General features: G+C 66.1%; 4 protein-coding genes and 2 pseudogenes (1 of these 6 running past the window's edge). 1 reads left to right on the top strand and 5 read right to left on the bottom strand.

Annotated elements, in window-relative coordinates:
- Positions 1–11,147, bottom strand: partial view of an alpha/beta fold hydrolase gene (locus tag ACWEKR_RS27640; protein WP_452356946.1) — the 5' portion only. 17,257 nt of this gene lie to the left of the window's left edge; 11,147 of the gene's 28,404 nt are visible here — the first part of the coding sequence; the start codon lies at positions 11,145–11,147; its stop codon lies off the left edge, out of view.
- Positions 11,148–11,237: 90 nt separating this feature from the next.
- On the opposite strand from ACWEKR_RS27640, the gene ACWEKR_RS27645 reads away from it, so the two are divergent.
- A complete protein-coding gene (locus ACWEKR_RS27645; protein ID WP_452356949.1) occupies positions 11,238–11,954 on the top strand; it encodes a hypothetical protein in 717 nt (238 codons plus the stop codon).
- A gap of 1,482 nt (positions 11,955–13,436) precedes the next feature.
- On the opposite strand, the pseudogene ACWEKR_RS27650 reads toward ACWEKR_RS27645, so the two are convergent.
- From ACWEKR_RS27650 to ACWEKR_RS27665, 4 genes and pseudogenes are all read right to left on the bottom strand, one after another.
- A pseudogene (locus tag ACWEKR_RS27650) lies at positions 13,437–19,619 on the bottom strand (sigma-70 family RNA polymerase sigma factor); the annotation flags it as partial.
- A gap of 1,314 nt (positions 19,620–20,933) precedes the next feature.
- Positions 20,934–21,287 (bottom strand): annotated as a pseudogene (locus ACWEKR_RS27655) (WXG100 family type VII secretion target); the annotation flags it as partial.
- Positions 21,287–22,999, bottom strand: a complete 1,713-nt coding sequence (locus tag ACWEKR_RS27660) for a hypothetical protein (protein WP_452356926.1) — start codon at positions 22,997–22,999, stop codon at positions 21,287–21,289. The pseudogene ACWEKR_RS27655 and the gene ACWEKR_RS27660, both read right to left, overlap by 1 nt.
- Before the next feature lie 386 nt (positions 23,000–23,385).
- The gene (locus ACWEKR_RS27665) at positions 23,386–23,715 is read right to left on the bottom strand and encodes a hypothetical protein (RefSeq protein WP_452356927.1); all 330 of its coding nucleotides are present in this window, start codon (positions 23,713–23,715) and stop codon (positions 23,386–23,388) included.
- Positions 23,716–24,128 lie beyond the last annotated feature (413 nt).

The following is a 24,128-nucleotide window of genomic DNA, read 5'->3' on the forward strand; positions in this document are numbered from 1 at the left end:
TCCTCGGAGACGGCACCGGCGCCGTCGATGTCGTTCCAGGGGGGGACGCTTGCGTGCCCGATCATGCCCACGTGCCTAGTGACATGCCGTGGTTCGGAGCCGTCGCGCTTGTTGGTGGAGCCCTCCGGTTCGACATCGGTCGGCGGTCTACGGCTCTTGTGGCTTTCACCGGAAGCGTTGCGTGCCTCGAGATGGTCGTGGTCGCCGATGATCCGTCTTTGCTTTGCTACCGCCACGATCTCCGCTCGATCACCGCTGAGGCCGAGCTTGACGCGAATACGTTCGTAGCTGTAATTCACCTTGCTCCGGGGGACACCGGCGGCCTCGGCGATCTCTCCGACGGACAGGCCTGCCGCGGTCAGCTCGAGCACTTCGACGTCGAGATCGGACAGGCCATTCCCTCGGGGAGGCGTCGCCGGAGGCTGGGTCGGCCATCGGTTCCGACTTTTAACCGTCGTTCCCAACCCGGGAGTGATGGCTACATATCCCTCCACGCTCAACTGACGATAAGCCTTCTCCACGGGGCCTCTCGACATATACATAGCGGCGCCGAGTTGCTCTGCCCGAGGCAGCATCCGACCGGCCAAACGATCCGACAGCACCGCTCGGCGCAACGCAGACAGGACCATCACTTTCAAGTTCCCCCCGGCTGCCTGCAACAACTCGCTTATCGGCGCCTCCTCCGTGAAGATCCCCAGCATCTCTTCAGGAGTAATCGGCGAAGCGACCTCCGATGGCGGAGCACCAGGCCATTGATCGCGGCTCGCTACCTTCGTTCCGACCCCCCCACGGTGGACCACCACATAACCCTCGCGGGAGAGCTGCCGATACGCGCTATCGACAACGTCTCTGGACGAGAGGCCCAAGTGCTTGGCCAATGCGTCATCGACAGGTAGCAAACGGCCTGCGGCCAACCGCCCCGACAGGATCGCCGCCCGTAGCGTTTGGGTCAGCGCGGTCTGCCAACTGATCCGGTCGGCAAGCTCCATCAGGGTCGCGTTCGGCGCTGCTGCGTCGAGACTGTCCAGCAACTCTGCCGGGCTCACCGGGAGCACCGCGGCGAGAGCGTGAACGGCGCGGCGCCGTAGCGACTTGGCAGCATCAGCCGTACGGTTGGCGCTGATCGCGGCCGTGGCGTCGGCAACCGTCAGATCCTGCAGGAAACGGAGTTCGAGGTACTGCTCGTAGTCGGGATTGCCGAGTTGTCGGATGGTCCGTCGCAGCCGTTTGAGCTGACGCTCGTCCCCATTGGCGGCTGCGTCCAGAGCCGCCTTGGCCGCTGCTTCGACCGCCAGCAATGCCTCGCCGGCGCCGGGGTTGGTGCTGGTGTCCCGAGCGTCCTTCGGATGTGGTTCTTCCCAGAATCGGTCATCGCCGTTGCCATGGTGGTGGAATTCGAGAAGGTGTTGGTTGAGGTTTCGTTGTTTGTTCGCTCCGATGCCGTGTGGGCGGTGTGGGAAGTGGGCGTCGATAGGGTTGGGGTCGACATGGTGGAAGAGTTCTACCCCCGGGGGTAGCGGATTGGGTGGGAGTCCGCCCGGGTTGGTTGACGGTTCAGCCGCCTGGTCGGGCGGACGCACCTCCGGCTGTGCCGCCTGCTGCGGCGACAACTCTGCGGGGGCTTCCTCCCGAGGAGATCCCGGAGCGCGCGTAACGTCGAATGGCGGAACCATGGTGCCGTCCGGTGCCACTTCGATCCGAATACATACATGCCCCTCATCGCTCGTGAGCATGATGTCTCGGCCGCCCCAGACATCCCCTGTGAAACCTTGTTCGTGCAGATAGTTCGACAGCAACCGGTGTGCGTCTCCGGCCGCCGCGCTGCACCCGACCAGCAGCAACTGACTTCCCGGGTGTTGGGCGGAAGCGGTTTGGAAGTAACCACTCGACCACACAATCCGGCCGAATACGATTCCGTCGACGAGGACTCCCCGACGCTGCCCGGTCTGCCGATCTTCGATATTGATCAGATAGCCGTTTTCTTCTGCGTGCGCGAACAAGACGATCGGCTCAGAATTCGTATCCGCATCGAAGTACGGCGCTTTCTCGGGCTGCGGGTCTTCAGCCCACTGCGATGTCGGAGCTATATCCGGCATTCTTGTTGCCACATCCGACACCGGCCAGACGGGTATAAATTCCCGGTTTCCGGGCCTGTTGTCCGTCAGGCCCCACGCTCGAATCTCATCAGCATTTTGCTCGTCCCCTGGGAAGCCTGCGCCGGAGATCCTGCCGTCGGACGAAGACACTGGAATGATCCAAATATCGTCGAACTCGAATTCGATGTAGCCGCCATTATCGTCCCAACCGTAAAAAGGCGCCTGCGGTGACGAGCCGGCGTCGGCCACACCGGTGTCGGACAGCGTTGGTTCGTCTGGCTCGGGCGCGGCATCGTCCGGTGCTTCGGTAGCTTCCGCTCGCCCGCGGCGGCGCTCGCTGCCGGCACGCATCTCATTCTCGAGCCGAGTGACGGCGTGGTCGGCGAGCAGGAAGTTCTCGATCACATCGACGAGTCGCTGGAGGTCCGGGTTGCTCGTCGCATCGGCGAGCGCGCGTAGCTCTATCAGTGAATTGTCGGCGGATGCGTGGGCTGTCGGGCCAGGTTCCGATAGTCCTAGTAGGTTCGCCAATCGGCGATCCAACTCCTCGCCTGAATCTGCGAGCTGCTGCTGTATCACCGGATCGGCCTGCGCCGCATTCGCGGCTTCGATGTCCCGAAGCACGGGAAGCCGCAGTGCGACCCAGTCGATGACAAGATCCATCTCCTGGGCTGTAGCTACCGCCGCCCAGCCTGTCTCGCTCAGCCCCCGAATCCACCCCTGAGCGATGGTCACCGCCTGTCGCACCCACCCGGCTCGCACCAGATCCGTGAGCACGCCCAGTACCTCGGCGAGTTCGGCCCGTGTCGATTCCAGGCGAATGCGCAGTTCTTGCAGCTGAGCTCCCGGATCATCGGTCGCGCTGTCCACGGGCGCGTCGCTGCCGGTGAAAATGGCTCCCGACCTGGCCAGCCACGGATCGACAGCCCTGGTGTGGAATTCGTCGATCGCGGCGGATACCCGATCGGCGTCCTCGCCGAGAATGACATCCGTGTATTTGGCTGTGATTACGTCATCTTCGCGCGTGAGTACGAGGGTGATCCGGCCCTGCTTACCGAGAACCGGGTTGATCGAAAATACGATCGACAGCGAATCGTCCGCCGGGACAACGGCCGTGACGTACATCCAAAACTGAGCGGTGGCCCCCGGGAACATAGCGCGAGCATCGGGGACTGCCGGGTGGGGGCTTTCGCCGCGCTGGTCGATCAGTTGACCGGCGGTCGGCACGCCGACCGGAATCTGCTTCCGCCACAGATCCCCGAGGATGGTGTCGTCGAATTCCACCGGTACACCGCGCTCGGCCATTTCGAACAGGCCTTGGGCGACGTACTTCAAGTCGGCCGATGCCTTCGGGAGCATATTACTGCCGAAGATAATGTATACCTGCCGACCGCCGTCGATGAACCAGTGCCCGAATGAATATACATGTATGTCGGGTTCGGGAAATGAACTGTATAGCAGGGCATGCGTTCCAGGCGGGGCCGGCATCGAGCGGTCGCCATTGGCTGTCAGGAAGAATACATCACCTTCCGGGCCGGTGGTGTAGGGCGCGTCTTCGTCGTGAATCCCGCCCCCGACAGCGGTGTACACATTTGTGTAGTCCAGCGATGCGGCGACTTCCGGCGTGTACATGTACTTGTCCGACGGCAGTGACACGGCATCGTATTTCGTGCGGACCCCAGTTTCTCGGCCGGTTGTGTTTTCGGCGGCATCGGCCGTGCCGGCCTCCGGTTCCGAGGTCGCATCGTCCGGTCGGCGAGTTCGTTGCGGATCACCGCCGCCATCGGCCCTGTCGCCGCTCTCGGAACCACGCGCTCCACTGCTGTCCTGTGTGCCGTCCGGATCGACGACGGCGCCTTCACCTTCGGACTCGGCTTTCCCTGTAGGCGTGCCGGTCGATGTCTGCGCCGAGATCGCAGCGGTCTCGCGCGCGGTGCGTGTGCGGCGGTTCCATGGGGTGGTGCGCGCGGTCGGGCTGTGCTGCGGCGTCGGCTCGGCGGGCTCGGTCCGCGCGATCTCCGGCACCGCATCGGTGTCGGGTGAGTCGCTAGGCGCAGGTCGGTGATCGCTAGCAGCGGCGGTACCGGCAGCCCACGGGTTCGTGGTGGATGTCGGCGTGTGTGTGGCGCCGGTGCTCTGCGACCGAGTGCCATTGTCCTGTCGATCGGGAGTGCCGGCGGTCCCCGATGCGTTGCTTGCCGGCTCCGGTTCGCGGTCTCGCGGACTCGGCGCCCCGTCTGCGGTGTTCGTTTGCGCGGCTCGATTCCAAGGGTTCGTTGCGGGAGCTGCAGCGGCCTGGGCGCTGGGATCGAGTGCGGTGGTCGCTGCGCCGCCGTCGTTGGTGCTCGTCTGCTGGGTTTGTACCTGGTCCGAGCCGCGCGTCGTCGCCGCGGTGGGATGACTGCCCCATGGTGTGCTCGAGCGGGATGTCGGTTGGGATGTGGTGGCGTTGCCGTCGGTCGAATCGTAATCCGGTACGGCCCCGTGGACGGGCGTCGATGTAGTAGTTGAACCAGCTTCGGCGGCATCCGGAGGGCGATCAGGGCTGTCCGACGGTCGACCGTTATTCGGCTGTCGCGGGTTGCTCGAGTAATCGGAGGCCATCGACCATGGGATGCCGTGGGCAGCAAGCGCTGCCTGTAATGCCCTGTCCGGCGGATCTCGATGGAAGACGACGTGTGCGATATCGGCGACCGGGACACCGCCGTGAATTTGGGCCTCGATATAGCTGTTACGGAGAAACCTCTCCCCGCCATAATCGCGGCCGATGCCTTCGAGCCCGAAGTAGGCGAGTTCGCGATGGTTGCTCGGGGTGGCCGCGAAAGACTCCGGCTGCGGGTCGGTGATGCTGCTCGGGATCGCCTTCACGCCCCATGGGTCACCGACGCTCGCCGTTGTACGCTGTAACACAGTTGATTTGAGTATGACGTCCACGTCGCCGTGGTCTTTGGCGATATCGCCTTCGTGAGCCCACGATCCCTGGGTCGTACGAACACGGGCATATACCGGCCGTAGTGTCGCCGCCAGGTCGTGTGCGTATCCGAACAGCTTCTGTTCGATCTCCGCCCTACGCGCCAACTGCGCTCGCCCCAGAAGGCTTTTAGCCGCGGTCTCGAAAATGGTTTTGAATCTGCCGCTCTCGAGAATGCGCACCAGAGTGATGGCCCTGGTGCGGATAACGATCTCCCCGCTGAATGCCTGCCTCAGCTCCTCGGTCATCGACACACGCAGCTGCTCCGGTGTCATTCCCAGCTCCGCCGCCAACGCCGCGGCCCTGCGTTCATTGCCGACGTAACGTTCGAGGTAAGCACGCTCCCCGTCATCCGGGATGCGCCGTTCAGCCTCTGCCCGGAGTTCGGGCGCATGCGGGTCATCGGCCTGCTCAGCGTCGAGTATCCGATGGAACAGCTCCACCGCCTCATCGCTCGGCCTGCGGAAATCCGGAACCTGGCCGGCAGCGGCAGGCGACGTCCGGCCCTGTGCCGCAGGTGTGACTGCGTGGTCGGGCGTGTGCCGCTGATGGGGCGATGACGTCAGCGTCGCTTCCGCTGACTGCGTGGCCGACGGGGCAGCGTGGTCCGAGTTCTCCGGCGCGGCCTGCTCGCTGCCCGGTGTAGCCGTGCGAGGCGCAGCACCCGGCGTCGGCTCAGCTTTCTCGCCGGCCTTGTCCGGCCACAATGGTCGTCGCACAGGCGGATCGTCGCTTCCCGCGTGTGCGGAGCCTTCGGTCCCATGGCCGGAAGCGGTGGGTGACGGTTCGCCCGCATCGGGCGGGGTAGGTGGTACGGCTTGCCCGTAGGGTCGGCCCAGCCGATCGTTCTCGTCGTGATGGAAGACGCGGGGGTCGGGTCCGGCTCGGCGTCCGATGCGCTGGTTTCGGGCGGGGGTATCGAGGGCCGCGTGCGGGTCGACGTCGTCGTAGAAATGCGGTTGCTCGCGCGGAGATGGCGTCGCACCTCCTCCGACTTGCCGACCAGGCGTGGGAATGTCGCTGCCGTCGGTCTGGTCGGGTTCGGTCGCTTCCGTAACTGGTTTGGTGAACAGCACTCTGACGTGGGAATAATCGCCGATAGAGCCGATCAGTCCTTCGAACGAGACATGCGTGAACCCGTAACGTGCGGCGATTTTTCCGGTGAAGGTACCCCGGGCCGCGTCCTCCGGGGACGACCACAGATCCTGGATCAGCGCGTTGAACGTGTCGAGATTGTCGCGTTCCCCGAGACCGACTTCCCAGGCTCCCCGGATTCCTCGCACGTGATGGCCGATCTCGTCCATCATCTGGTCGAACATCACCGACCCGCTCGGCGTGCGTTCGGTTGCGTAGACGTTGGCTTCCAGTACTCCGTCGCGATCGACCTCTCCCGCGATTCCCTCGGGAGGGTGGAATTCATCGATGGGCGTGTTCAAGCCGTATCTGTTGACGTACCTGTCCAGGGGGGCATGCCGGGCAGCCTCGCGCATCTGCTCGATGACCTGGTCATGGAAAGTGCCCGCACCTCCGCTCAGCAAAGCGAACTGCTGCTGATAGACCTCGATCTCGCGCTGTGTCAGGCCGTCGGCGTCGAACACGGCAGCACCGCGGCCGTCGAAGACCAACCGTTCGGAGATCTGGTCGAGCACTTGCCGTAGGTTCGAGTTCTCTCGGCGACCCGATTCGCCATCGTCTTGATGCCGTGCGCCCGGGCCATCGGGCCGACCCAGCGGATCGTCTTCGTGGTGATGGAAGTCTTGGGAGGCGGAGTGTGCCGACCCGCGCTCTGGAGTGGGCGCAGCGTCGAGACGCGGCGGTGTCGCGGCGCGGTCGTCGTGGAAGACATCGGGTGCGTTCACCTGTGGCGGCACGAGGCGAGGCTCAGCTGCGCTGTCCTGCGCGGATGCGGAGGGCGTGGTGGGGTGGGGGACTTGCTGTGGCTGGTCATCCGCCCCGGCTGCTTGCCTGCGTTGCTCGAGGTCGGTGATTATGGCGTCGACGAATTCATCGAGCGGCAGCGTTCGATCGTCGCGTCCGGTCAGGTTCAGCTGACTCAGCCCGCTCCGGAAGTCCTGGTCCCAGAACGGGTAGATATTGAGTTCCACCACGGAGTCACCGGAGCGGTACAAGGTCGGTTCGGCCAGGACATTGCGGAGCGACGCGTGCAGTCGCCCGCGGTTGATTCGCGCCCGATGACGCAACCCGCGGTCGATATCGTCCTGTGCGACATCAGCCGAGGCACCGAGATGGTTGTGCGGCGCGAGTGCTTTGGCGATCTTGGGGATGTCGCGGAACCGCACTGCGATAGCCAGCTCCCCAGGCACATTCAGGCGCACGTGACGTACCGGTGCGATGATCTCGGCCAGCCACTGCGGCAGCTCGTCAGCTTCCCGCAATTCGAAGGTCGAGTCAGCCACTGTCACGCGGAGAAGGCGCTCGCCCGGGTTGCCGATTTCCTCCAGTGCTACCCGAACGCTGCCGTCATCGCTGTCCTCGAGGGCGGTCACCACGCGCTCAGCGAGTTCCAACCCCAAGTCGTCGATCGTGTCGGCGGGCCAGTCGAACAGCAGCTCACTCAGCTGATCCCAGGCATGCGAGCCCGCACGCATGCGTGCCAGCTCGCTCCGGGGGTCAGGACCTTGCGCGCGCACCGTGAACTGTGTGTTGTGGGCGGGCGGGCCGGTAGTGGTGTCTTCGCGGGGGACTGGTTGCTGGTTCGCTCCGGTGAGCCCGGATGTGGTCGCGGCGCTTTCCGAGTCCGAGTTGTCGGCGGGTTCCTCGGGTTCGCCCATACCCGAGAGCTGGCCGGTGACGGGATTCTTGTAGTTGACTACGCCCCAATCGAGTCCGTCGGGTCCGAGGATTCCGGTCAACGTGCGGTGACGCTTGCGGGCGGTGCGCTCGGGGGCGAAGGGATCGACGTCCTGGAAGGACACCACCGGGCCGGGGGACGGACTGCCGCCTCCAGGGCGCTTTTGTTGTGCGGGGTGGCTCGAGGGGGCGTCGGTGTTCGGCCCCGGAGGGGGAATCAGCACGCCGTTCTCGTCGTAGAGTGCGACCCAGACTGCGCGGACGACCGAATCGTATTTCGCGGCACCCGTGGAGCGGTCGATCGGCTTCATGCGGGCTATCGGCGGGCTGATTTCGATGACCGGGCCGCCGCTGTCCTTGGTGAACACCACCACGTTGTCGGTATTGAAGTTCGACAGCGTTCGCACGATCGCTGTCGCTTTGGCGGGCATCTGGTCGATGAGGTCGAAAGCTTCGGTCAGGGAGGTGAACTCATGCAGGTTGTCGTCACCCACCGCCCGCGTGAGATCTCCCCGGGAATGGATGAGAGCCGTTCGCACGCCGTTGGGGATAGGGACCACCTGGCGTCCGTACCGGTCGTTGACCACCTGAAACGCCAGTCGTGCCTCCTCCGGCTGCATGATCGACTGGAGACGCGCATCAGGCGGCGTCCCCAGCAGCGCGGCCGGATCGGTGTGTCCGGGGGCCAGCGCCCGGCCGGCGCGTTCGACTTCGGTACGCAGCTCGTCGCGCCGGCGAGCCAGTTCGGTCGCGGTGGCCGGCGACAGATCCGGTGCGGCCAACTGGTGTTCCAAGGTGAACATGCCCAGTGCCAGCGTCAGCCAACGGTGGGCCAGTGCGTCGCGTCGAGCTATATCGGCGGCCAAGCGCTCATGCTCGGGTGTCCCGGGCTGGAGTTCCCCTAGCTGGACATACGCGGCCAGACGTTCTCGCGGTACGTCGGTTTGCGGTGGGCCTTCCTGAGCAACGAGGTCGGCTGACAATTCGCTGTCCTGAGCAGCCGCGGTCGCGGGACGATCCGCGATCTCGTAACGCTCGCCGACATCCCTTCCGCCTTTCGCCATGCGCTGCAAGGCATCGGACGTTCCAGAATCATGTGCGGCGAGTGGCTCGCCACTTTCGGTCGCGGTGGGTAGGGAATTCGCGGTACCGGAGTTCTGGAAAGGACTGTCGATCAGCACGGCTGTGACGTTGTCGTGCTCTTCCGCATCGATGGCGTGCTGCACGAACGCTCTCGCCGCACCGAGCAGATTGCCCGACGATTCCGCCAGCTTCTGGCGGAGCGTGTCGGCGATCCTCTGCTCGGGACTGTCCGCGCTCGACTCGTCTTCGTAGTAGATGTTCACCGCGCCGTCCGAGAACAGTGCTACGAATCCGTGCTCGGTGACGTCATGGACGAGGGGATTCAGCTCGCCCGATTCGGTGTCCTTACCGAGGTAGTCCCGCAGGCTCGAGGCCAGCCAGGAGTGTCTGAGCTCGTCGACACTCATACCGAGGCTCTCGGCCAATTCGACCATTGCCGGGTCGACCTCGGTCAACGGGATCGCGGGGCCGCCGTCGTGAGGAATCCAGAATGCGGGTGAATCACCGCGGGATAGTGTGATGAGCTTTGCCGAAGTGGCGATGGTGAGCACCAGCGTGGTGGCCGGCGGTACTTCGGAATCAGCGTATTTCGTCGATATCAACTCGTGAACGGCACGCTCGGCGGCCTCGAACGCTCTCTTCGCGGTTGCCTCGGGGTCCGGCCTTTCACCGCGTGCGACACGGGCTGCCTCCGTATGCAGGACTGCCGTGGCCGCTTGGGTGGCCGCCTCCGAGGCCTCTTCGCTGTGCCCTTGAGTGGACACACCGTCGGCAACCGCCGCCGCGGTCCACTGCTCGTCGCCGACTCGGGCTGTCGTGAGCCCGAAGGAATCCTCGTTCCCGTCGTGCCGCTCACCGACCCGCCCGCCCCGGTCGGTCACACCGGCTGCCGAGATCAGATCGACTTCGTGATGGTCCCGCCACGCGGGCGAGCCCGCAGGCAGCCAGGGATGGTCGGGATCCACGTCGGCCGCGGCCAGTGTGGTGAGTGCCTGCTGCCGGAATGCGGCGAAATCTCCGTCGGCTTCCCGAGTCGATCGAAGCGCGACGAAGATGGCTTGCGAGCGCACCTCGCCGAAGCTCAGCGGATAAACCGGTTCCGCACCGAGGCTCACGCCGGGCAGCACCTGAAAAGTCATCGCCGGTACGGACCACAGGAACGAGTCAGGATGGGCTTGCTGATAATCACGCAGCCAGTTGAGGACCCGTACGGCGTCCGCCAGGGTGTTCACGTTGGTGACGATGCCGTCATTCCTGGGTACAACCGGTCCGGCGATCTTCGCGCTGCGGACACCGGGGAACCGATCCGGTTGGTCTATGACCTCCCGCACGAAGTCGCGCATCAGACCGGGCGCGGTGTCCGGAGCCGGATGAATATAGACGCGGAAGCCGCGCATCCGCGGTTCGCTGGGGCGGGAAAATCTCAGAAAGGGAAGTGCGGCAGGATCCCCGGTCACGGCAGCCAGGTCGCCGAGGCGCACCTCGAGCTCGCCGGCAGAAGTTTGCGAGTAGGCGACCCTCTCCTCCGGAGAGCGATGTTCGAGGATTTCCACCAGCTCGCGGAGATAGGAGACGGGATCAGAGGTGGAAACACCTTCCCCGTAGCCGATCTGTATGGAGTAGATCTGGAACGGCGTACCGATCTCCGCTCGCCTCTCCCATGCTTTGCGCAGCAGGATTTCCAAACTCTCGCGGGAACGGTCGGGTGCGCTCGTCCCACTCCGCTGGAAGGAGAGTTCGCGCAACGCGACGATGTCGTCGAACGAGGCGTTCGGAAACATCTGCCGGAGTGCGTCGAGTAGCTGCGGTGTGTCGAGAGCTGCTTCGTTTCCTGCCCGCGGCGCCACGACGGGTTCTGGTGCCGGTAGTTCGGATGACCTCCCCGGCTGTGCGGTAGCCGGACCGGCGGGGGCACCGTCAGGCGTGCTCGGGTACAGGGCATGCGTCAGCGAGCGAACACGCTCGTCGGCATTGCGGAAACGGTCGACCGCTGCCCTGACCAGGTCCTCTCGGCCCCGCACGTAGACGTTCCTGACGTTCGTCGCGTCGGCATCGTTCGCGTTCTCGAAAGCCACCCACTCCGTCGCGGCGTGGAAGTGGAAGACCAGGTTCCGCACGCGGTCATCGGCGATCTCCGCCTCCGGGTCGTCCGCTGTCCTCCGCAGTTCATCGACCCGGTGGAACATGCCGCGGAGTTTCTGATATCTCGCTATCTGCGCCGGTGTCGCCGTACGCGGATCCACCCTCGCGGCATCGCTTGCCGTCTGGAGGTGCGCATGCAACGTCCGCAGCAGACCGATATCGACAGTCTCCAGCAGACCCCGGTCTCCGGCGCTCGCCGGTGCGTTGGTCGGGGCCGCGTCCAACTTCGCCGCGAGCTGATCGACCCGGCTGTCGGCTTCGGCGAACCGCTGCCTGGCTTCGGCGACCCGCTGGTTGCGGTCGCGAAGGTCGAAAACCTGTTGAACTCCGCTTATCGGGCGGTTCGCGGTGGTGAGATTGTCCGCGTCCGTCAATGCCGCCAGCCGCTCCATCACCGCGTGGTAGAGCTGTACCAGTGTCTGGAACCGCGTCGGCGGGACCTGCACGTTCGGTTGACTCATCGCGGCGCGCAGCTCGTAGAGCCCGGCAAGCATCTGGTCGATCCGCTCGATCGGTTCCACCTCCGTGGGCACGCCCATTGCCGCAGCTTCGCGTTCCGCCTGGACCCCCTCGATCACCAACCCCAGTTGGCCGGTATCGACGGCGGCGCGCAGTTGGGCAAGGGCATCGAGGCCGCCATCCGACGTGCCTCGACCAACGCCTGGTACGTCACCTGGCGGCGTGTGGAAGGTCAGCTGCCCCTCTATCGGTGGACCTTTGGTGAATGGCGTCGCCGGTACCGGGGCGCCGTCGCTGCGGGCCGCGCGCCCGGGTGGAGTGTCCAGAGCATCGTCCGGAGTACCGCGATACTCCAGCGGCGCCGATTCCGCATCGGTGACCGCCGGCGGTGATGCAGGGCTCCGCTTGCCCGTCTGTCCGTCGGACGGTTCGTCCGCGACGAGGATGACCGCGGTGTCGGTTCGGGTGTGCGAGTCGCGAATATCGGCGATGACCGATCCCATGGGATCGGAGGCGGGTTGTAGTTTCAGTCCCGCTTGGATTGCCGCTTCGAGTGCTCGCCAGTCGTTGTTGCCTGTCGTGGATGGTTGGGCATTGTTGTAGCCGAGTGCCCACAGCGCCCGGGACAGATGGTCGATGCATCCCTCCAGACGTCGCTGAGCCTCGGCAGCGGCGGAACTCGGTGCTGATGTGGCAGGCGTCTCGGTGCCCTCGACCGCGGTCCCGGCGTCGTGTCGACCGAGCCGTGTCTCCGAAGCGAGCTGGGGAGCCGGGGAGGCGCCCGGTGTTCCGGGATCGGTCTGGGTTGTGCCCGGTGGGCCGTTCCGCCGCACTTCGAACCAGATCGTCTTGCCCCCGGTGCGGGCCAAGTCCACGCCCCACGCGGCGGCCATGTCGTCCAGCAGTCCGTAGCCGCGGCCGCGCATGCCCGGTTCTCGCCGGCCCGCCACCAGTGCGTCCAGATCGATGGCGTCCAGGAATTCGTCCACGTCGAATTCGCCCGCCGCCTGGTCAGGGCTGCTTTGTGAGGTCTGCTCGAGTTCGGCGAAGTTGCTCTCGGGCTGCCACTTCGGCAAACCTCGGCTCTCGTCGGTGACCTCTACCCGCAGCACGTCATCGAACAGCCAGTAGCGGACCTCGGCGTCTCCGGCATCGTGCACGTGCACATTGGTGACCAATTCGGTCACCGACAGCTCCACGTCTTCGATCTGGTCGGTGTCCTGCCAGCCCGCGCCGATCAGCACCTCCCGGGCGGCATGGCGCGAGGTCCCGACTCCGCGTGGCACCGACTCCCGCGCGAAGCTCAATTTCACGATCGGGTCGGGCAGCACAGTCGACGGGTCATGCTGTGCGGGAGATTCGAAAAGCTTGAACCACCTCTTCCGTCGTCCTCCGTGTCCGCTGCGGGCGTGTTGCCCGAGGTGACTCAACTCGTAGCCCCATGCTCCGGCGCTGCCGTCGAGCAACTCGGTGAGTCGGCCCGCTGCCGTCGATGTGCCGGGTAGGTCGCGCACGGGTAGCGCTGGTTCGGACGCCACGTCGAATGTCGCGTCGAATTCCTCGATCACCTCCACCACGACCCACCGGTTGCCCGAATCTCCGAAAAGGCCGTGCCGCACCTGCGTACGCCCATGCGTTGTCGACAGCAGCGCGGCCAGCATCACTTCGGCGGCATCGCTGTGCCCGGGCGGGAAATCGGAGAGAGCTGCACGGATCTGGGCGAACCGGTCCGCTACCGGATCATTGTGAGACCTGTCGTCCCGTCCTGGCGCGGGGTCGCCGGTGGGTTCTGCGGGTGGCCCTGGCTGCCCGGGGCCCGGGCGCGGGGTATCGGTTGAGTCACCATCATGCTCGGCGACGTAAGCCTGCCGGATGCTCTCGGTGGCCCTCACTATCAGGTCCTGAGCCGATTCCTGCCCGATACCCAGTCTCGTGCACATCTCGGCCAGCGAGATGTCCTGTATGAGGTAGAGCAGCACGGCGCGCCGTGCTGCCTCGGACAGATCGGGCAGAGCTTGTCTCAGCTTCGCCGCAAAGTCCTCGTCTAACAGTTCTTCTTCCGAGGAGGAGCGAGTGCCGTCGGGTGCCACGACGTCCACCCGGGAGGTGTCGTCACTCTCGTCTCGGTCGGTTTCGTCGGTGCTTTGATTCGATTGATCCAGGAACACCGGTTTGCGCAGGTGGATCCACTGCTTCGCCTTCTTGACGGCGGCGAGATCCAATCCGAGAGCCGCACTGATCTCGGCGTCATCCGGTTCGGCCGATCCAGGAACATCGGTTCGATTCCTGATGTACGTATCCACGGTGTAGATCAGCTCGAAATCCTTCGAACCGAAGTTCGGATACATCTGCTTGTAGTAGTTGTACTTCATGGCCCAGCGGGCATTCGCCATTGCGGCCCGGGGAAATTCGCCAGGCGGAACAAAGGTGCTGGTGGCCGTCGCGATGGCCTCGAGGGCTCGATGGACGAGATCTTGGTATTCTTCTCCTGGCACTGTCCAATACTGAGGCGCTGCCTCCGCGATCCAGAGATACTTTTCCAGAAGCCGACTTCGAATTTCCCGCTCCTCGGGAGACCCTGGCCGAGTCGCTATCAGGTCCCAGACCAGACGAGTGTCCTCTTCGTCTCCGATTCCCACGTCCTGGCGGGCATAGAACTGCTGCAAGGCCTTCACCAGAGTGTCATTGGTGAAGGGCTCTCCCGGCAGTTGCTCGTCCAGACTTTCGAGAATGTCCCGAAGTTGCCGGAGGGCCACAACACTCGGTGTGGTTTGTGTCTCTCTTCGGGCGATCGTGTTCTTCGCTATTCCGGTTCGCGAGGCGAAATCCGACCAGCTCATTCCGTAGTAGAGACGTACTGCGGTCAGCCAATCGTGGATTGTCGGGAAGAAGGCCGGATCGGGAACGGTCTCGCCCGCCGGGTCCATCCGGTAAGTAAGTCCCCACGCCTCGCCCAGATCATTCCATCGGTCGACCCCGCGCTCCCGCAGCACATCACGGTAGATTCGCAGCATCGCCAATTCGTCGATCTCCGCACCTTTTTTGAGACGCCCGATATGCACTCGTGTGAGTCCGAGAACGCGCGCAGCATCCGCGTCCTTTATCTGGTTCACGCGGATGAAGTACCGGATGTACTCGCCGAAGGATGCGACGGCACGTGGGTCGGGGAATATCGGGGTGGCTCTCGGGAGATATGTAAAACATTCCACGAGTTCGTCATAGGTGGCATCGTGCGAGAACGGTGAGGCTTCGGCGATGATTTGAACCGCTGCTGCCGATGGCCAGATATCGCCTATTTCCCACTTCTTTATCGTGCCGCTCGACTTGCCTACCGCGGCAGCCAAGTCCTCTTCCGAAAGGCCGGATTCGGTGCGCAGGGAACGAATGTATCTCCCGATATCCGGATAACCTTCGGGGTATGCGGCAGCGCCGCTGTCGGTGAGTAGCTCCGGATAATAGGATGACGCCTCCGTATACATTCTCCGGGCGTACGGCACCCGACGCAGCAAGGCCCTGATCTGCTCGGTCGCCAGGTCCCGAGTCCCCCGCTCGATTGCCTCCCAGGTGCCCTCTACCGCGTCCACCAGCGCGTCCATCTCTGCCGGTGCGACCCCGAGATATCGGCGCATTTCGGATAGCCACGTCGTCTTGTCGCCGTCACCCGGCCACGGAAGCTGCCCGATCTGCTCCGCCGCGTGACTACTCGCCTCGATCCCCGCCCGGGTCAGCCATCGCCGCACCTGATCGAGCTCGAGGTGGTGCATCTCGACATACTCCGCCAGGCTTTGGCGGGGCAGCCCTGATCGATCGGCCGACCGCCCTCGATACCACTCGAGGAAGCGTTGTTCTTCGGGAGCGTGCCGCGGCCGCTCGATATCAGCGGATTCATGCTGCGGGAGCGTCGTACCGGCATCCGAGACGGAGGTGGGCGCGGGGGAGTCGTCCGCACGTGGCGACGGCTCCGCGGCATCCTGCCGCGGCGAGCTGGGTGGCTGGAAACCGATAGGCGGTGGGTGTTGTGGTTGCCGGGCGCTTTGGTCGGTGGGTGTGGCGGGTGGTCCGCGCGTGGTCGGGTCGGCGGTGGGGCCGGTGGAGGAATGGGTGTGCTGGTGTAGCAGGGCGGCGAATTCTTGAAGCGGGTCGACGAGGGCGCGGAGGCTGTCTTCTGCCTGGTTGAGCGCAGACTCGGTTTCGGAAGTCGGTTGGGTCTGATGCTCGGCGGCGACTTGGGTGTATCGGACGACGACAGTTTGTACGAGCGGGTGGGGGGACAGGGCGTAGAGAGCGTCCTCGGGTGAGGTGTAGTAGCGGGCGCTACCGGGGTCGCCGTTGCGGGCCGAGCGGTTCTCGGCCTGGATGTCGATGTCACGGGAGCGGGCGGAGCGGCCCGTCACGACGACGTGCAGGCCGCCGAGATCGCGGATGGCGTCGGAGATCGGGATATCGACGCCGCGAGCACCCTGCATGTTGATGACGAGGACTTTGCCCTGTTCGCCGGCGTGGTCGAAGATTTCTTGCAGTTCGGCCTCCGCGTCGGTGCCGTGGTCGAGGAACCATTTCGCGTCGACGGCGGTGTGCGCGACGGCGAGGTCGTCGAGGAGAGCGGACAGCGGATCGACGAGATCGTTGCGGTCGGCCAGGATCAGTTGCGGGCGGCCGGTTTCCTGCATTGCTTTGATGTCGGCGGCGGCGGCCTGCAGCTTCGAACCCTCGTCCGGGGAGATGTTGTCGGGGTGGACGATGAGCTGGGATTCGTGGAAACGGTCGATCTTGGCGACCTCGCCCAGACCGTAGCGCTGCTGAAGCTGGGTGGCGGAACCTTCGGCGGTGCCGGAGGCGCCGGTGACGTGGTCGTAGTTCTCCGGGCTGAACAGCTGTTGCGCGGTGATGGATTTCGAACTGTCGGGATCGCTGCGGATCGGCAAGCCGTGTTCGGCTTCGAGGGCTTGCGCGAGGCCGCCGTTCCAGCGGCTCTCGGAGGAGGTCTCGGGATCGACGAGGACTTTGTGGGTGGTCTGGTCGATGATGAACACCTTGTCGTTGTGCACGATGTAGTGCACGTTCTCCACGTATTCCCACCGCGCCGCGGCGGCCATGGCGATACGGGTCAACTCGGTCTCGGTGGGCGCACGGCCGAGCAGCTGCTCCAGGTTTTGCCTGCCTTCTTCGGTCAGTCGCGCCGGCCCGCCGCGTTGGCCGGGGGTGCGTCCGAAATCGGCTTCGGTGAGCCGATTGTCGTGCAGTGCCGCGGTGAGGCGATCGCGGGCATTGGTGACCTGAGCGGCCGTAGCCGGGTCGGCGAGCTGATCGGCGCCGTCGGAGAGGATGTACTGGGTGTCGGCGTGGATGAGGGCTTCGTCGATCTCGTCTATCGCCGCGCTGCGGCCCGGAACCCGATTGTCCCGTAGGGCGGCGAAGCCGACGTCTTGTTGGGTACCGATGTAGATCGTGGGCCGGCCTGGCTCGGGGGGCCGGGGGGCGTGGTCGGGGTTCATGCGGACGACGTCGATGCCGTACTCGGCCAGAACCGTGACGTATCTGGCTACTTCGCGGTTGGCGAGGTTGTCACGGGTGGTGATGACCTGCACGGCACCGTGTTCGATGGCCTCGCGGATGGCATGGGCGAGGAAGACCAGGGATTTGCCCTCTCCGGCGTCCATGTTCACCGGGACTCGACGCATCGCCGTCACGGCGGCCACCTGGGTCCAACGCAAGATCTTGCCTTCGCCGCGGCGAATCACCTCGATCACCGCTGCCGTGGCATCGGCGTCGTCGTCGCCGCGGAGCATCTCCGCGAGGGTGGCCGGCGAGACGTTGGTCAGTCGCTCGGCCTCTGGAATGTCGGGTCCCGATCGGGCGTGGTAGTCCGCCAACACCGCTTCCGCGGCCTGCCGCATCGCATCGACAACCTGGTCGGTGCCCTGCTCGAGCTCCGGAGGGTTGTCGGCCGGAGGCAGATCCTGCTGGGCGTCGCCGACTTGATCGTCGGGAGTTGCGAAGGTGGCGTTGTCGAAGACCGGCGGGCCGATCGCCACTTCACTCGCGGCGCCAGGGGCATGGGCGACCGGGGCGACGAAACGCCCCATGTCCGTGGTGGCGTCCACTGGGCGACCGGACTCGATGGCCAAGGGGCTTTCGGTGGCGACCTCGCCCAGGTCGGCGAGCGCGGCCGATTCTCCCGCGGCTGTGTCCGGCATTCCCTCGAGGACGCCGGATTGGACGACCGCGTCATCTGCGACGCGGCGCAACCAGCTACCCACATCCTCCCCGGCCGGGACAGGCCACCGCTGTTGTTCCGCGAACCGGAACACGGTGCCGTTGATCGCCCCTGCCGCCAGCGCCAATTGCTCCTCTCGGCCGGTCGACTGCGACTCGGAAACCCCGAGTGCCCGGCGCACGTGCTGGAGGACGTCGAGTCCGTACTGCTCCCGCAGGTCGTTGAACGCCTCGGGATCACCCTGTTGTGCCCGTTGCAGTAGCGAGCGCTGATCCGGTTGCCCGGCGGACTGTTCTGCACGTACACCGGACTGCCGGCGTTTGCGGTCGGAGCCCTCGCGCGCGGTAGTCGAGGCGTGCTGACCTTCGTCACCGACCGCCTCGCCTGCCTCGCGCTCCACGACCTGCTCGGGAACCGGTGGTGCGGGCGGCCGCACGCGCTTGCGCGGCTTCGGCCGCGGAACCGGTGCGGGGGGTTCGGGCGTCGGCTGTGGTGGAGTGGGCGTCGGCTCCGGCTCGGGCGGGGGTTGCTTCTTGCGTCGTCGGGGTTTGTCGCCGCCACCCATCTGGGCGATGAGGCGCTTATGCTCCGTCTTCCCACTCGGTTGGGGGACGGGTTGGAGGTGCGGAACTCCGCCTACGGCGGGCAGGCGGCTGGGGTCCTGGTGATATTCGAGGGAGTGCTTGTTCAGTTGTGGCCCCGCAGGCGTCTGCGGAGCCCCGGGGGTCTCCGGGTTCGGTTCGGTGGCATACCGCGAGGGCGTGGCGCTGGACGCGGGCGGTTTGCCGAGCCCGGCGTCCAGACCGGTTCCCGGTGCGGCGACGTGGCGATCCGACAGGGGATTGGCGATGTCCGGCGGGCGCGGTGACGCCGAGTCGGAATTGTCCGGGTTCTCGAAGGCGCGGCCCAAGCCGACGGAATCGTCGGGTAGGGGAGTCAGAGCGGGTGGACGCGGAATGACCGGTATGGCGTCGGCGGGTGGTTCGTCCTCCAGCGGGTAGGAGACGCCGGGGATGACGACGTAGTCTCCGGATGGCTTCTTCTGGACGTTGTGGTCCCGGGGGTCTTGCCAAACGCTGTGTTCGCGCGGGTCTTTCTGGACGTTGTGCTCGCGGGGGTCGTCCACGACGGTTCCCGGGGGCGTGGGGAATTCCTCTGGGTCGGCGTCGGGTTCGTCGTCGCCCGGTCGGCCGGTCGCGGCGGTGGGGGCCGATGGTGTGGCGAAGACCTGGGAGGCGGGTGAGGTCGATGTTGCCTGCGCACTCGTATGAGCGATAGGGCCATGGGCATTCGGAGTGGGGCCCGCGAGCGGGCCGGTGTTCTGCGGACCGCTGGGCGGGGTGGGGCCGATGGGTGGTTTCGGTCCGCCGGTGTACGAGGTGCCGCTTGTCACCGCCGGTGTTCCTGCGACCGCCGGGCTTCCCGTGGCCGCCGCTGCGGGTGTTGCCGTGGCGGGGGCAGCCGAGTTCACTGCGTTCGACGCGACGGGGTGGTGCGCCTCGGGCGGGGCGGCGGCGTATCCCGCCGACGCGGAGTCGGCCATCGGTATCGCTGCACCGGCCTGCGCGCTGAGGTCGGGTGTAGCGGTCCCGGCAGACACTGCCGACGGGGCATCCGGAGCCGACTGTGCGTCCCCCACGACGTGGTCCGTTCCGATATGAGCGGAAGGCGATGCTGCGGCGTTTCCGGCTTGGTTCGGCGTCGCCACCGATGGTGCGGTGGTATCCGGTGGCTTTTCCTGAGCCAGTGCCGCTTCCAGCTTCGCGATCGATGCGTCGACATCGAGTTGGGGAAGAAGTCCCTCTTGGGTGGCCGCTCCCTCTTCCAGCGTTTCGCCCATCGGTCCAGCGATGTCCTGGGACGTGTTACCGGTGGTCTGCTCCGGCGTCACCAAGTACATCTCTCCGGCCGGTCCGTACTCGATCATCAGCGGATCGGTGTAAGTACTACTGCCATCGAGGACTTCGGCGCCGAAGGAGGGAATGTCCGGCTGTGTGACGGTCCCTTCGGTGAGCACATCGATGCCCCGTTGGTCCGGGCGCACCTGAGGATCGCTGATCTGGAACTGCCGGGCCGGAATCGCCGTGCCCGGACCGGCTTCGGGAGGTGCGGCCACCGCGACCGAGCTGCCCGCACGCGCGGCCGGAGTGTTGCCCCAGGCGGGCCATGAGCCGCCGCGTCCAGGGGAGGACGGTGACGAGGGGTGTACTGGTCCTCCCGATGGGTGATCGGGCGCGCCTCCCGGTGCTGTGGTTCCGCCGCTTCCGTCCGGCAGCTGCCCCGGGCCGTCGCCTCTCAGGAACGCGACGAGGGCGTCGCGCTCCGGGCCCTCCGGAAGATCGTTGAAAAGGTCGCGGAGGATCTGATCGCCCTCCGCCCTGATCGCATCCGGCATGTCCCAATCCGCCGAACCGTCGCCGAAGCCCGCGGATCGTCTCGATCCTGGCGCGTCGACCTGACTGGTGGTGGAAACAGGTTCGGCGGCCGCCGTCTGCGTCTGGGGCGGCCGGCCGTCCCCGGGTGCGGAAATCCTGGCCGGTGGCGCGGCCTCGGGTGGTGAACCCGGATCCGCGGACGACGCCGGTTCGGGCGCCCCGGTATATGCACCGGCCCGCGCGGCCCGCACCGAAGCCCCGACCGACCCGACCAGTCCGGAGCCGAACCCGGTCCACACCATGGTGGCCAGGTCTTTGCCCCGCATTTCACCGCCTGTGAGACCCCACGCGGTCAGCCCGCCCGCCAGGCCACCGGCCATACCGCCCACGCCGCCGGCGGCCACGGTGCCGAGCACCCGCCCACCCGCCCGGATCGCCGCGGGTGCGACGCGCCGCCCGACCTCGACACCGACGAGACCACCGACGGCACCGGCGGCCGCTCCGATGCCGACCTGCTGCCAATCCACCTTCTCCCGGTGGCCTTGCGCGATCTGCACACGCTGCGCGACATATGGGACACCGCCGCCGACCGCGGTCCCGAAGAAGACGCCCTTCGTGGCCAGCATCAGCCGGGGGTGCTCCGCGACGAACCGCGCCGCCTTGGCCAGCATGGACAGCACCAAGTCGCGCTTGGCCAGTTCCATCCCCGCCCTGGCCTCGGCGCGGTCGGCGACGGCCTTCACGATGCTGCCGGGCGGTGGCATCGCCATGTCGATGATCACCTGGGCCAGCAGCGCTCCCGCGATGCCGATGATGACGTACTGCTGGTACTCGATGGCCGTCGCGTTGTCGTACAACTGCCGGGCCACGGCGTTGTTGAAATCGATCTGCGCCTGGATCTGGTCGATGACCTTGCGGTACTGCTCCCGCATCGCCGTACCGGTCTCACCCTCGACCGCCTTGCCCAACTGCTCCAACGCCGCTTCGAGCCGATGCAGTACCGGCAGGAGCGCGTTCGCGGCGTCCGACCACGCGTCGGCGGTGCGCCGCATCGCCTCCGGATCTCCCTCCGGAAAGTGCCCCAGCACCATGGTGGTCAGCCAGTCGGGGAAATAGTCCGGAATGGCCACCATCAGGCGCTCGACCGCCCGCGCGCATCCTCGATGACCAGGCGGTGCAGCACTTTCGCGGGCCCGCAGGCTCCTTCACCGCGCAATTCGACTTCGGTGAAGGCTTCTGCCATTGCCGCTCGAGGGGCGAAAAGGTCGCCTGGGAAGCAGGCGCGGATCAGCTGGGCGCGCCACTTCCGGAAGCCGCGGACGATCGCGGCCAGCGTGTCCCCGCGGTCCCACGGCCCGCTGATGCGCTGGTACTCCATCAGCAGCGATCGGTGCGCCGACCGCCGGACACGAGGAGCGGATCCCGCTTCGAGTATCCGGCCGAGGTCGCGCACGATCGTCGAATACATCGGCCGCTCCGCCGATCCGGCTACTCGCTCACCCGCTCGAACCGCGGTCTCCACCTTTTCGGCCAGCAGCGCCGGATTCGCCAGCGTCACCCTGTCGAGCAGGATCCATCCGCCGGTGATCTGCTCGTTCCCCTGGTCGCCCGCGCGATCCAACTCCACGCGAGACACCGCGCCGTCGCGCAGATCGGTGATCTCGATCCCGGCCAGTTCGATGAAGGGGTATTTGCCGAGGATGCCGTCGATGGCCGCCGCGATCTGGTCGACGGTCGGCCGCTGCACGCCGGAGGTGTCGAATCCCGTGATCCGGAGACCGTGACGGACGGCGAGTTCCCGTGCGGCGGCCACCGCGCTGGGGTCGGTGCGTACCCGGGAGCGCTTCGCCTCCATCGGCACCGGCTTCTTGCGCGGTTTCGCGTCCTTGCCCGGTTTCCCCGGTGTCGCCCCGACGGGCTGAGGACCTTTGCGGCGCGGCGGAAAGGCCTGGCCCTGGGACGGACCACCGGCACCGCGCGACCACGGCGTGCCGGGAGCGTTTCGCATCCAGGGTGAATCGCCAGGTGGTCTTGTCCACCGGGTTTCCGGTGTGCGGTGGCCTGCCGAGGGCTGGGGCGCGCCGGGTTTGGGTGCCGCCGAAGAGGGTGACTCGGCGGTCGAAGGGGTGGCAGGAGGGGGAGCCGCCGGGGTTCGCGGGGCGGGCGCGGAACCCCGCGCGATCGGCGTCGATCGGTCCGGAACCGACGGCGTCGGGTTGGAGTTCGGGTGCCCGGCGGCCCCTGGATCGTCGGTCGGACTGTAGTCGCCCGGATTCGGTCGACCAGGCGCGGCCGGGTTGGACGCGGGCCGGTAGCCGGGCTGCTCGCTTTCCTGCGCGGCCGCCGGGGCGTCCGCCGCAGCGGTGGGATTGTTCGCCGCAGCGGTCGGGTCGTGCGCCGAGGTGGGCGAGGCTGTGGTTCGCGCGGGATCGGAATCGGCGGCATTCGGTGTGGAGACGGGTCGATATGGTGCCGGGCTCTGCCATCGCGGCTGGTCGAACGGACCGCTGCCGACCGGATCGGAGCGGAACGGGTCCTGGCTACGCAGTTGGGAGCCGATGTTCTGGTCTTGGTCCTGCAGGGCTTCGCCGCTGTCCGCGACGCTGCTGCTCATTCCGCGCAGATTGTGGACCAGGTTCTCGAAGCCGGTGACCCCCTTCTCGGCCGCGGGCTCGTAGCTGTCGCCGAAGACCCGGCCCGGTTCGTCGTCACCCCAGCACTCGCCCTCCGCGGCGAGCCTTTGCTTCAGGCGTGTGAGTTCCCCCTGCGCCGTGTCGGCGATGGCGGCGAGTTCCGGAGTGAGGGCTCGCAGCAGGTCGGTATCCACCCGCAACGCTCGACCCATGTCCCAGCAAACCCTTCACCCTGCGTCTACGACACCGAGAGAAGACATTGTCCTCTGGGATGTGGTCTCTTCTCGAGGCTGGGAATGACTCGAAAGGGTTCCGCAAGCCACCAATTCCGGGGCGGACGTTTCACCGATCCATGCATCGACGCAACCGGGCCGGGTCGGCGGCCTTGCCCTGTATTACTTGGATGAACATCGGCTCCTCCGACAGAGCGATCGCTCCGCTTGTCGCCGAGCCGTCACCGCGTGGTCCACCGAACTCGGGACACCGCACGGCCCGCGAGCGCGGTCGGCGCAAGTCCATCGTTCGCCGACGGTAGCCGCCGGGACGTGGTCGAGAAAGCGCGACGGTGGGCGCCACGCGGCGAGCCGTCTGCGCCGGGTCAGGCGGGCAGGGGAGTATGCGCGCAGCAGGCGGCTTCGTTGTCGCGTTCGGTGATGCGGACGTACAGCCGGATCAGCACATCGCGCAGGGTGACGCCCAGTTCCGCCGCATGGATGGCGGCCAGTTCGAGGGTGAGATCGCTGCTGATGGTGCCTGGATCGCTGAGCATTTCGTCGAGCACCATCCCGCTGACCGCCTGCTCGCGGGTGAGGATGACGGTGGGCAGCCAGCTGAGCTCCCATGCCGCGCCGGAGGAAGAAGGAAGCAGCCGTGCGATTTCCGGGGTGATGTCGCTGGTGATGATCGAATCGGTGATGTCGAGTGCCATGATCCGCTCTCATTCACTCTGTTCGGGACGACGCGGACCCGCCGCCGGGTGCGCTGACCGTGCTCGGTCACGGCCTGAACGCGGTGGATTCGTCCGTGCCTGGATGGTTCGGTGCCCGAATCGTCGGGGGTCGGCGCGATGGGTGATGGGTGGGAGGGGCACACCCTGCCGCAGTGGATGCGGCCCGGACCGCGCCATGACGAGGTATCCGTATCCGGCACCTCCTAGAGTTATCGGGCCACCTAGGTCGGCAAGGAGGAAAACCCATGCGCCGACGCCGAATTGCGGTGGCTTCGAGAACCAGGCTAGGTACGGCCACGCTGTGCTGTCAACGAAGCTTTAGCGCTTCGTGATGATATGAGATGAGCTTGGGTGATCGAAAATCATCAAACTATCCAACACGCAGGACAACT

The sequence above is a fragment of the Nocardia sp. NPDC004573 genome (assembly GCF_053602135.1).